This window comes from Intrasporangium sp., from assembly GCF_051961875.1.
Classification (GTDB): Bacteria; Actinomycetota; Actinomycetes; order Actinomycetales; family Dermatophilaceae; genus Intrasporangium_A.
The window spans coordinates 1-8,311 of record NZ_JBQCCV010000090.1 but is presented as its reverse complement, the minus strand read 5'-3'; the positions used below and the strand labels follow the sequence as shown (position 1 = coordinate 8,311).

The window sequence follows — 8,311 nt, the reverse complement described above, 5'->3', positions numbered from 1 at the left end:
CTCTTCGTCCGCGCCCGGCGGTAAGCCCGCCGCTCGAGCTCGACCGGCGAGGGACGCCAGGACCGCTCAGCCTCCGGGCGTTCGGAGGTGAGCGGCATACCGGATGGCTTCTCGGTCACTGCAGCTCAGGGGCTCCCGCCTCGGCCAGCCACTGCTTCTGCAGCTTGTCGAGCGTGCCGTCGCCGCGGAGCGCGTCGACGGCCTGGCTGACGCAGGGCGTGAGGGGTGAGTGCAGGTCGAGAACGGCACCGAACTGCTCGGTCTTGCCGCCCGCGGCCGGCAGCTGGCCGACGATGACACCGTCGTCGAGCTGGGCCGCAGCCATGTAGAACGCGGTCGGCACGTCGACGACGACACCGTCGATCTGCTTGTTCTTCAGGGCCTGGACGGCGAGGTCGTTCGTGTCGAAGACCTTCGGGTCCTGGCTCGGCTGGATCTGGTCCTTGATCGCCGTGTAGGACGTGGTCCCGACCTGCGCGGCGAGTGAGGCGCCCTTGAGGTCGGCGATCGAGGACTTGCCGTCGATGGGGCTGCCCTTGTACGTGACGACCGCCTGGCGCACGTCGTAGTAGCCGGACGAGAAGTCGACCGCCTTGCGCCGCTCGTCGGAGATCGACACCTGGTTGACGTCGAAGTCGAAGTTCTTCGGCGCCGGCGCGATGGCGGTGTTGAACGGCACGACCTGCCACGCGACCTCGTCCTTGCTGAAGCCGAGCTTCTCGGCGACCGCGTAGGCGACGGCGGACTCGAAGCCCTTGCCGTTGCTCGGGTTGTTGTCGACGAACCACGGCTCGTACGCCGGGCTGTCCGTGCCGATCGTCAGCTTGCCGGACGTGACCAGCTTGAGGCTGTCCTTGCCGCACGCCGCCGCGGCCTCGGTCCCGCCGTTCGTCTGCGGGGCGCTGCTCTGGCTCTGGGGCGTGGTCGAGGATCCGCACGCGCCGAGCGCGGCGACCCCCAGGGCAGCGACGACGGCGAGGAGACGGGTGCGGGACATGAGGGCTCCTGGGAGAAGGCTGGGGTGGTCCGGGGCTGAGTGTAGAACCGGCGGGTATGGCGGTGAGCCAAGTCCGCAATCCGGGCGTGGTTCCGCGTCGATTCAGGCCTCCACAGGGCCGCCACTTACCCTTGTGCCCATGCATGCGCTTGCCGCCCTCGGCCCCAACTGGATGGACCCCAGCTACCTGCTGCAGCAGTTCGGCGGGGCGTTCTTCTGGCTAGCCCTCGCCATCGTCTTCATCGAGTGCGGTCTGCTCTTCCCGATCCTCCCCGGCGACTCGCTCCTGTTTGCCATGGGCCTGTTCATCGCGACCGGTCAGGTTCACATCCACGTCGTCCCGGCGATCCTGCTGCTCTGCGTCGCCGCGTTCCTCGGCAACGTGAGCGGCTACGAGATCGGCCGTGCGGTCGGGACGCCGCTCTACGAGCGGCAGGGCCGGTTCATCAACAAGAAGAACTTCGACAAGACCCGCGACTTCTTCGACCACCACGGCAACAAGGCCCTCGTCATCGGCCGCTTCGTGCCGATCGTGCGGACCTACATCACCGTCGTCGCGGGCGTCTCGCGGATGGAGCGCAGGCGGTTCTTCACTTGGAGCGCGGTCGGTGCGGTCGCCTGGGTGCTCAGCGTCATGCTGCTCGGCTTCCTGCTCGGGCAGGCCTTCCCCGGCCTGCAGAACAACATCGAGGCGATCATCCTGCTCATCGTCGCCTTCTCCCTCGTCCCGATGGTGTTCGAGTGGTGGCGACACAAGAAGAAGGCACAGGCCGAGGCCGGCTCGCCCTCGCAGGTCGAGGTCCGCGACACCGACCCCCGCTGACCTCTCCGCACCACAGCGACAGGGCCCGGTCCATGCGGACCGGGCCCTGCGGCATACGGAATGGGGTTTGCGCGTCGCTCAGTCGTTCGGCGGCGTGCGGTCGACGTTGGGGTTCGGCAGCGGCTGCTGGCCGTCGTCGTCGTGTCCCGAGGTGACGAGCGGGTCGTCACCGCCGCTGCGCCACGGCACGTCCGGGCCCGAGAGGCTGCCCGGCTGGGTCGAGGCGCCACCGACGGCGCCCGGGGCGGTCGACGGGCCGACTGCCCCCGCCGGCCCCCCGCCCTCGAGGCCACCCGAGCCGAAGTTGACGCTCGGGGCGACCGCCTCGGTGGCCGGCGTCTCGAAGTACTCGGCCCGCTTGATCCCCGCCGTGTTGGCGATGAAGTTCGACGGAACCGACTCGACCTTCGTGTTGAGCTCGCGGACGAGGGCGTTGTAGTAGCGGCGGGAGCTCGCGATGCGGTCCTCCGTGCTGGACAGTTCCTGCTGCAGGGCGAGGAAGTTCTGGTTTGCCTTGAGGTCCGGGTAGGCCTCCGCGACGGCGATGAGCCGGCCGAGCGCCTGGCTCAGCACGCCCTCGGTCTGGGCCGCCTGGGCCGGCGTCTGCCCGCCGGACATCGCGACCGAGCGGGCTCGCATGACCTCCTCGAGCGTGCCCCGCTCGTGCTGGGCGTAGCCCTTGACGGTCTCGACGACGTTCGGGATGAGGTCATGGCGACGCTTCAGCTCGACGTCGATCTGGCGCCATCCCTCCTCGACCTTGTTCCGGCTGCCGATGAGTCCGTTGTAGGTGGCCACGCCCCAGATGGCGAGCAGGACGATGAGGCCAAGGATGATCCAGACGACGATCATGGGTGCTCCCCTGGTGAGGTGTCAGTGGTTCGATCCTAGACAGGGCTGGGCCCCGACTGAACGGCGCGGAGTCCGTGGCGCGTCAGGTCAGTCCGGTCAGTCCGACACGGCCATCTCGCCGAGCTGCGACCACTCGGTGCCGGGAACGTTCGCGTTGACGATGTCAGGGGTCCCGGCGAGGTAGCGCGGCAGCTCGGCCGTCGCGGTCCGGAAGTGGTCGCTCTGCACGTGCGCGGCCCCGGCAGCGTCGTCGCGGAACGCCTCGACGAGGACGTAGACGGTCGGGTCGTCGAGGCTGCGGGACCAGTCGAACCAGAGGCAGCCCTCCTCGGCCCGGGTCGCCTCGGTGAACGCGCGGGAGAGATCAGGCCACTCGTCGGCGTGGTCCGGCTTCACGGGGAACTTCGCGGTGATGAAGATCAAGGCTGCTCCTTCTCCTTTTGGCTTTCGTTCGGGCTAGTCCGCCCGGGGCGGTCGCTCCAGCCTAGGAGCGCAGTGCCTACGCGCGTCGGCCACCTCGCGCCTAGGTTGGACCCATGCCCGCAGCCGCGCCGGAAAGCACCCACGCGTCGGCGCAGAACCGCGTCGACCCGCTCGGGGAGGTCGTGGCGGCACCGGGTCGGGGCGCCTGGATGGGCAACCGCGGGCGCCTGCACGACGGCTCGGGCTCCCGTCAGGTCGTCCGTCACCACCAGTCCCGGGCGTGGATCACGTGCGTCCTCTCGTTCCGCGGCCGCCGGGCCTCGCAATGGGACCCGCACCACTACACCCCGCTGTTCTTCCTCGACGAGGCTGTCGCGTTCGCGGCCGGCCACCGTCCCTGCGCCGAGTGCCGCCGCGCCGACTACACCGCTTTCCGCGACGCCGTCGCGGAGTCCGCGGGCGCCACGCACCTGTCCGCTCCCGAGCTCGACCGGCAGCTGCACGACGAACGCTGGGACCCGTCGCGCCGTGCACGTCGGCTGCACCACGTCCCCTGGACAGACCTCCCCGACGGGGCCTTCGTGCTCCTCGACTGCCGCCCGGCCCTCGTGCGCGCCGACCACCTGCTCCCCTGGCAGCCGGACAACATGTACGGCGCCGACGTCGCCCGCCCGCGATCGGGACGGGCCCCCGTCATCACCCCGCCGTCGACCCTTGCCGTCCTGAGGAGCGGCTACCCCGTCCAGGTCGGAGTGGCGGCTCAGGCGAGGCCGAGCTCCTCGAGCGAGTAGACGTAGCGGTACTCGACGCCGGCCTCGGACCGGATCCGCTCGCCCGCTCCGGTCGCGCGGTCGGCGATCGTGGCCACGGCGACGACGGTGCCGCCGGCCTCCCGGACCGCCTCGACGGCGGCCAGCGGCGAGTTGCCGGTCGTCGTCGTGTCCTCGACGACGAGCACATCCCGCCCCTCGACGGACGGGCCCTCGATGCGCTGCTGGAGGCCGTGCGCCTTGCCCGCCTTGCGCACGACGTAGGCGTCGAGCCGGTCCCCAGCCGCCGCAGCCGCGTGCAGCATCGAGGTCGCGACCGGGTCCGCCCCGAGCGTGAGGCCACCGACAGCGGCATACGACAGGTCCTTGGTCAGGTCGCGCATGACGATCCCGACGAGCGGGGCGGCTTCACCGTCGAGCGTGATTCGCCGCAGGTCGACGTAGTAGTCCGCCTCGGCGCCCGAACTCAGCGTGACGCGTCCGAGGACGATGGCCTTGGCCTTGATGATCTCGAGCAGGCGGGCGCGGGCGGCAGCGGCGTCAGTCACAGGACGTCATCGTATGCCGCCCAGCCCGCTCCCCGACGCGGACGCCCTCCAGCTGCGCCTCCTATGCATATCCGCAAAACCGCTCGGGGGTGGCCGTCGCCCGCGTAGCGTCAACTCCCAGCCCTGCTTGGGAGCACCTCACTGAGTCACCGACAAAGGAGATCAGGCATGGGCAAGAAACATCTTTTGGCGGCAGGCGCAGCCTTGGCTTCGACTGCCGCAGTCATCCTCCCCGCTGGGGCAGCGTTGGCGGCGCCGACAACCGCCACCTGCGGCAACGGGCAACTCGGCTCGGGCACGTACGGGCAGGTGCTGGTCACCGGCCACTGCAGTGTCCCGGCGCACGCGAACATCACCGTCCTCAACAACGTCATCGTCGCTCCGGGGGCGATCTTCGACGCACAGTCCGCACCGGCGAAGATCCGGATCGGCGGCTCCGTCATCGGGGGTAGCGGGTCCATGGTCGGTCTTGGCTGCACCCCGGCCCACGGCTGCGAGCCCGGCACGACGTATGGCGGTCAGTCCTCGACGATTTCCGTGGCCCACAACATCGCGCTCGACCACGTCTACAACGCCGCGTTCAACGGCATTGAGGTGGGGGGCAACCTCGTGTCGAGCGGCGGCGGGGCCGGCTTCGTCGGCCCGCAGCAGTTCGTCCCCTTCTCCGTCAAGGACGACACGATCCACGGCAACCTGGTCGTCAACGACCTCACGACGACGTGGTTCGGCGTGATCCGCTCGAAGATCGGCGGCAATGTCGTGCTGACGAACATCCGGCTGGACGACCCCGACGGCAACGAGATCGTCGCGGACACCATCGGCAAGAACCTCGTTTGCCTCGGCCTCAACCCGCATCCGCACCTGGGTGACGCGGTCGAGGGTGCACCCCCCGGCTATGGAGCATCGACCGTCGGCGGCCACCGGGTCGGGCAGTGCGTGAGCATCCACTAGGACCTGAGGCTTGAGAAGCTCGCTCCCAGAGGGGGACGGAGCGACCGCTGGCCCCGAGAACTGGCGACACTGCCGTTCTCGTGGCCAGGGGGCCTCGATTCACGGGGTCGACCCGCGGCACGTCACGAGACTTGGCGTCGACGCCGGGCTGTCGAGGACCCGGACAGTCAGCGGGAGCCGGGGCGGTGCACGGTCCGCGCTCGGTTGCGCACGAGCGAACGGGGCAGCACCTTCAGCGCGCCGACGATCGCTTTGTACTGGGCACCGGGCACGGAGACCACCCGGCCCTTGTCGACGTCGGCGAGCGCGTCGGCGACCAGCCGGCGGGCATCGAGCCACATGAAGTCCGGCATCGCGTCCATCCGGATCCCGGCCCGCTCGTGGAACTCGGTGTGCGTGAAGCCCGGGCACAGCGCCGTCGCCGTCACGCCCGTGCCCGACAGCTCCGACGCGAGGCTCTCGGTGAACGTCGTCACCCACGCCTTCGCCGCCGAGTAGGTCCCGGCCGCGATGAACCCGGCCACCGAGGACACGTTGATGATCCGGCCCCGGCCGCGCTCCGCCATCGCCCGTGCGGCGGCATGGGACAGCACGAGCACCGCCCGCACCAGGACATCGAGGTGACGCTCCTCGTCGGCCACGTCGTTCTGCAGGAACCGGCCCTTGAGGGCGAACCCGGCGTTGTTGACGAGGACATCGACCGGCCGGTCCGCGTCCGCGACCCGGTCGGCCACGCGCTGCAGCTCGGCCCGCTGAGAGAGGTCGGCCGAGAGCGTCTCGACGTGAACGGCATACGTGCTGCTCAGCTCCTCGGCCACCCCCTCGAGCCGACTCGTGTCTCGCGCGACGATGACGAGGTCGTGTCCGCCGGCGGCGAGCTGGCGTGCGAACTCATGGCCGATACCGGCGGTCGCGCCGGTGACGAGTGCCGTGGGCTTCCGCGGTGGCTTCGGGTCTGCCATCCCGCCACCTTAGGCGCGCCGCCCGCCCATAGGGTTGGGGGCCATGCGCATCGCTACGTGGAACGTCAACTCCATCCGCTCCCGGATCGACCGGGTCGAGGCGTTCCTCACCCGCACCGACATCGACGTCATCGCGATCCAGGAGACGAAGGCTCGGGACGACCAGTTCCCCTTCGACCGGTTCGAGGCGCTGGGCTACGAGGTCGTCCAGCACGGCCTGAGCCAGTGGAACGGCGTGGCGATCGCCTCCCGGGTCGGCCTCGAGGACGTGCAGGTCGGGTTCGACGGGATGCCCGGCTGGGGTGATCCGCTCGCGGCCGAGGCGCGCGCCCTCGGCGCCGTCTGCAACGGGGTGCGCGTGTGGTCGCTCTACATCCCCAATGGACGGGCCCTCGGCGACCCGCACCTGACCTACAAGCTCGACTGGCTCGGGGCGCTGGCCAAGGCCGGGTCGGCCTGGCTCGCCGCCGACCCGGCCGCCCAGATCGCCCTCTGCGGGGACTGGAACATCGCCCCCTTCGACGAGGACGTATGGAGCGTCGAGTACTACGCGGACAAGACCCACACGTCCCCCGGCGAGCGCGCCGCCTTCCAGGGCGTCGTCGAGGCCGGGTTCACCGACGTCGTGCGGCCCCACCACCCCGGACCGGGCGTCTACACCTATTGGGACTACACCCGGCTCGCCTTCCAGAAGCGGCGCGGCATGCGGATCGACTTCGCGCTCTGCTCGCCGGCGCTCGCCGCCCGCGTCACCGCTGCCCTCATCGACCGCGAGGAACGCAAGGGCAAGGGCGCCTCTGACCACGCACCCGTCGCCATCGAGCTGGCCTGAGACTCGCCCACCGAGTCCGTATGACGCTCGCCTGACGTCCGCCTGACGGCGGCCGTCAGCCCGGCCGCCCGCCCGGCACTCCGATCCGGAGCGGACGTGCAGCGAACATCCAGACTGCGCACCTACCGTCGAAGGAGTGGCCCGCAGGAACACGTTCAGCCGGATCATCACGCTGCTCACGGCCTTTGTGTGCGTAGCGGTGCTGTTGGGTGTTCTCGGCGCGGGTCTCGCCGCCCCCTCGGTCGCCGGTTTAGGGAAGCTCGCGGAGGCGGGCGACAACGCGTTCAACTCGCTGCCGAGCTCCTTCACCATCAACCCGCTGGCCCAGGGCTCCCAGATCCTCGCCTCGGACGGCACGGTCATCGCGACACCCCAGGATGAGGACCGGCGGGTCGTCCCCCTGAGCCAGATCGCCCCCATCATGCGCAAGGCCCAGGTCGCGATCGAGGACAGCCGCTTCTACGAGCACGGCGCCATCGACCCCGAGGGGATCGCGCGCGCCCTGCTGCAGGACGCGCGGAGCGGTGCCGCGACCCAGGGTGCCTCCACGCTGACCCAGCAGTTCGTCAAGATGAGCCTGCAGGAGCAGGCCCTCGCCGCCGGCCAGAACGCCGCGGCCGAGGCCGCCACCGCGAAGACCCTCGTGCGCAAGCTGACCGAGCTGCGCTACGCGACTGCACTCGAGCAGACCTGGTCCAAGGACCAGATCCTGACCGGCTACCTCAACCTCGCCTACTACGGCGACGGTGCCTACGGGGTCGAGGCGGCCGCGGAGCACTACTTCGGGGTGCAGGCGAGCCAGCTGACGCTGCCTGAGGCGGCGACCCTCGCCGGTGTGGTGCGCAGCCCGAGCGCCACCGACCCCGCCACCCAGCCGAAGGCCGCCCAGGCCCGGCGCAACGTCGTCCTCGACCGGATGCACGAACTCGGCATCATCAGCACGGCGGCGTGGACCAAGGCCAAGGCGCACCCGCTCGCCAAGGACATCAACATCACCCAGCAGCCGAGCACCTGCGCCGCCTCGCCCTACCCCTACTTCTGCGAGTTCATCATCCCGTGGCTGGAGCGGCAGCCGGCGCTCGGGCCGACGGTCCAGGCGCGCCACGACCTCCTCTTCCGCGGCGGCCTCACCATCCACACGACGCTCGACCCC

At 70.2% G+C, this 8,311-nt stretch carries 10 protein-coding genes; 5 read left to right on the top strand and 5 right to left on the bottom strand.

What is annotated here, in order from left to right; all coding sequences use genetic code 11:
• Positions 1-115: 115 nt before the first annotated feature.
• The gene (locus ACTHJJ_RS05380; protein WP_440301910.1) at positions 116-997 is read right to left on the bottom strand and encodes an ABC transporter substrate-binding protein; all 882 of its coding nucleotides are present in this window, start codon (positions 995-997) and stop codon (positions 116-118) included.
• 139 nt (positions 998-1,136) lie between these two features.
• Here ACTHJJ_RS05380 and ACTHJJ_RS05375 point away from each other — a divergent pair, with 139 nt between their 5' ends.
• Positions 1,137-1,820 (top strand): DedA family protein, encoded by a 684-nt coding sequence (locus ACTHJJ_RS05375; protein ID WP_440301909.1) that lies wholly within the window; start codon positions 1,137-1,139, stop codon positions 1,818-1,820.
• A gap of 78 nt (positions 1,821-1,898) precedes the next feature.
• On the opposite strand, the gene ACTHJJ_RS05370 is transcribed toward ACTHJJ_RS05375, so the two are convergent.
• The gene (locus ACTHJJ_RS05370) at positions 1,899-2,672 is read right to left on the bottom strand and encodes a LemA family protein (RefSeq protein ID WP_440301908.1); all 774 of its coding nucleotides are present in this window, start codon (positions 2,670-2,672) and stop codon (positions 1,899-1,901) included.
• Positions 2,673-2,768: 96 nt separating this feature from the next.
• On the bottom strand, positions 2,769-3,095 hold the full coding sequence (locus ACTHJJ_RS05365; protein WP_440301907.1) for a putative quinol monooxygenase: 327 nt from the start codon (positions 3,093-3,095) through the stop codon (positions 2,769-2,771).
• Between the two features lie 113 nt (positions 3,096-3,208).
• On the opposite strand from ACTHJJ_RS05365, the gene ACTHJJ_RS05360 reads away from it, so the two are divergent.
• Positions 3,209-3,886 carry a hypothetical protein gene (locus tag ACTHJJ_RS05360; RefSeq protein ID WP_440301906.1) on the top strand — a complete coding sequence of 226 codons (678 nt, stop codon included), beginning with the start codon at positions 3,209-3,211 and terminating at the stop codon, positions 3,884-3,886.
• Here the strand turns inward: ACTHJJ_RS05360 and pyrE are convergent.
• Positions 3,856-4,413 (bottom strand): orotate phosphoribosyltransferase, encoded by a 558-nt coding sequence (pyrE, locus tag ACTHJJ_RS05355; protein WP_440301905.1) that lies wholly within the window; start codon positions 4,411-4,413, stop codon positions 3,856-3,858. The genes ACTHJJ_RS05360 and pyrE overlap by 31 nt on opposite strands.
• A gap of 204 nt (positions 4,414-4,617) precedes the next feature.
• Between pyrE and ACTHJJ_RS05350 the strand changes: the two genes are divergently transcribed.
• Positions 4,618-5,364, top strand: coding sequence for a hypothetical protein (locus tag ACTHJJ_RS05350; protein ID WP_440301904.1), 747 nt, complete (start codon positions 4,618-4,620; stop codon positions 5,362-5,364).
• Between the two features lie 167 nt (positions 5,365-5,531).
• On the opposite strand, the gene ACTHJJ_RS05345 is transcribed toward ACTHJJ_RS05350, so the two are convergent.
• Positions 5,532-6,326, bottom strand: a complete 795-nt coding sequence (locus ACTHJJ_RS05345; protein WP_440301903.1) for an SDR family NAD(P)-dependent oxidoreductase — start codon at positions 6,324-6,326, stop codon at positions 5,532-5,534.
• 43 nt (positions 6,327-6,369) lie between these two features.
• Here ACTHJJ_RS05345 and ACTHJJ_RS05340 point away from each other — a divergent pair, with 43 nt between their 5' ends.
• Positions 6,370-7,158, top strand: coding sequence for an exodeoxyribonuclease III (locus ACTHJJ_RS05340; RefSeq protein ID WP_440301902.1), 789 nt, complete (start codon positions 6,370-6,372; stop codon positions 7,156-7,158).
• 136 nt (positions 7,159-7,294) lie between these two features.
• A partial coding sequence (locus ACTHJJ_RS05335; RefSeq protein ID WP_440301901.1) for a transglycosylase domain-containing protein occupies positions 7,295-8,311 on the top strand: 1,017 nt, incomplete at its 3' end.

Coding starts and splice junctions, on each gene's coding strand:
- ACTHJJ_RS05380 (WP_440301910.1), bottom strand. CDS start 997: ATGTCCCGCACCCGTCTCCTCGCCGTCGTCGCTGCCCTGGGGGTCGCC.
- ACTHJJ_RS05375 (WP_440301909.1), top strand. CDS start 1,137: ATGCATGCGCTTGCCGCCCTCGGCCCCAACTGGATGGACCCCAGCTAC.
- ACTHJJ_RS05370 (WP_440301908.1), bottom strand. CDS start 2,672: ATGATCGTCGTCTGGATCATCCTTGGCCTCATCGTCCTGCTCGCCATC.
- ACTHJJ_RS05360 (WP_440301906.1), top strand. CDS start 3,209: ATGCCCGCAGCCGCGCCGGAAAGCACCCACGCGTCGGCGCAGAACCGC.
- ACTHJJ_RS05345 (WP_440301903.1), bottom strand. CDS start 6,326: ATGGCAGACCCGAAGCCACCGCGGAAGCCCACGGCACTCGTCACCGGC.
- ACTHJJ_RS05340 (WP_440301902.1), top strand. CDS start 6,370: ATGCGCATCGCTACGTGGAACGTCAACTCCATCCGCTCCCGGATCGAC.